The sequence below is a fragment of the Streptomyces sp. NPDC001220 genome (genome assembly GCF_053597895.1).
Genome location: NZ_JBSFJE010000058.1, coordinates 1 through 1,353, shown reverse-complemented (window position 1 = coordinate 1,353; position 1,353 = coordinate 1). Strand labels below are relative to the sequence as shown.

The window sequence follows — 1,353 nt, the reverse complement described above, 5'->3', positions numbered from 1 at the left end:
ACTCCGAGAAGTACCAGCTCAAACCCCGCGACTGGACCCGCGCCGACACCGAGGGCATCGCCCCCCTCATCACCCGCCTCAACACCGTCCGACGCCGGCACCCCGCGCTCCAGCAGCTGCGCGACCTGAGCTTCCACCACACCGACAACGACTCCGTCATCGCGTACAGCAAGCGCGCCGGGGCGGACACGGTCCTGGTGGTCGTCAACCTTGATCCGCACCACACCCAGGAGGCCACGGTCTCGTTGGACATGCCGCGACTCGGCCTGGACAGCAACTCCGCCCTGTCCGTGCGGGACGAACTGACAGGTGAGACCTACTCGTGGGGCAGGACCAACTACGTGCGCCTGACACCCGGTACGGCACCGGCGCATGTGTTCCAGGCAGGGCGACCGACACCAGCGAACGGAGGGCCCAGCGCGTCATGACTGTCAACGATCCCGTCCCGGACACCTTCGAGGACACTCCCGCAAAGGACCGGGACCCGGACTGGTTCAAACGCGCCGTCTTCTACGAGGTCCTGGTCCGGTCCTTCCAGGACAGCAACGGCGACGGCATCGGCGACCTCAAGGGCCTCACCGCGAAACTCGACTACCTGCAGTGGCTGGGCGTCGACTGCCTCTGGCTCCCCCCGTTCTTCAAGTCCCCCCTGCGGGACGGCGGTTACGACGTCTCGGACTACACCGCGGTACTCCCCGAGTTCGGCGACCTCGCCGACTTCGTCGAGTTCGTCGACGCCGCCCACCAGCGTGGCATGCGCGTGATCATCGACTTCGTCGTCAACCACACCAGCGACCAGCACCCGTGGTTCCAGGAGTCCCGCAAGGACCCCGACGGGCCCTACGGCGACTACTACATGTGGGCTGACGACGACAAGCAGTACCAGGACGCGCGGATCATCTTCGTCGACACCGAGGTCTCCAACTGGACCTTCGATCCGGTGCGCGGCCAGTACTACTTCCATCGCTTCTTCTCCCACCAGCCTGACCTCAACTACGAGAACCCGGCGGTGCAGGAGGAGGTCCTGGCCGCGCTCCGGTTCTGGCTGGACCTGGGCATCGACGGCTTCCGCCTGGACGCGGTGCCGTACCTGTACGCGGAAGAGGGCACCAACTGCGAGAACCTGCCGGCCTCCCACGAGTTCCTGAAGCGGGTCAGGCGCGAGATCGACGCGATGTATCCGGACACCGTGCTGCTGGCCGAGGCCAACCAGTGGCCCGAGGACGTGGTCGACTACTTCGGCGACTACGAAAAGGGCGGCGACGAGTGCCACATGGCGTTCCACTTCCCGGTGATGCCGCGGATCTTCATGGCGGTACGCCGGGAGTCCCGCTACCCCGTCTCCGAGATCCT

At 66.1% G+C, this 1,353-nt stretch carries 2 protein-coding genes; both read left to right on the top strand.

The features are described 5' to 3' along the window. Positions 1–428: alpha-glucosidase C-terminal domain-containing protein (locus ACWDGI_RS43615; protein ID WP_450768609.1), on the top strand; the 428-nt coding region annotated here is incomplete at its 5' end. Beyond that, positions 425–1,353, top strand: a 929-nt coding sequence (locus tag ACWDGI_RS43610) for an alpha-amylase family glycosyl hydrolase (protein ID WP_450768608.1), incomplete at its 3' end; no start/stop codon positions are given. The genes ACWDGI_RS43615 and ACWDGI_RS43610, both read left to right, overlap by 4 nt.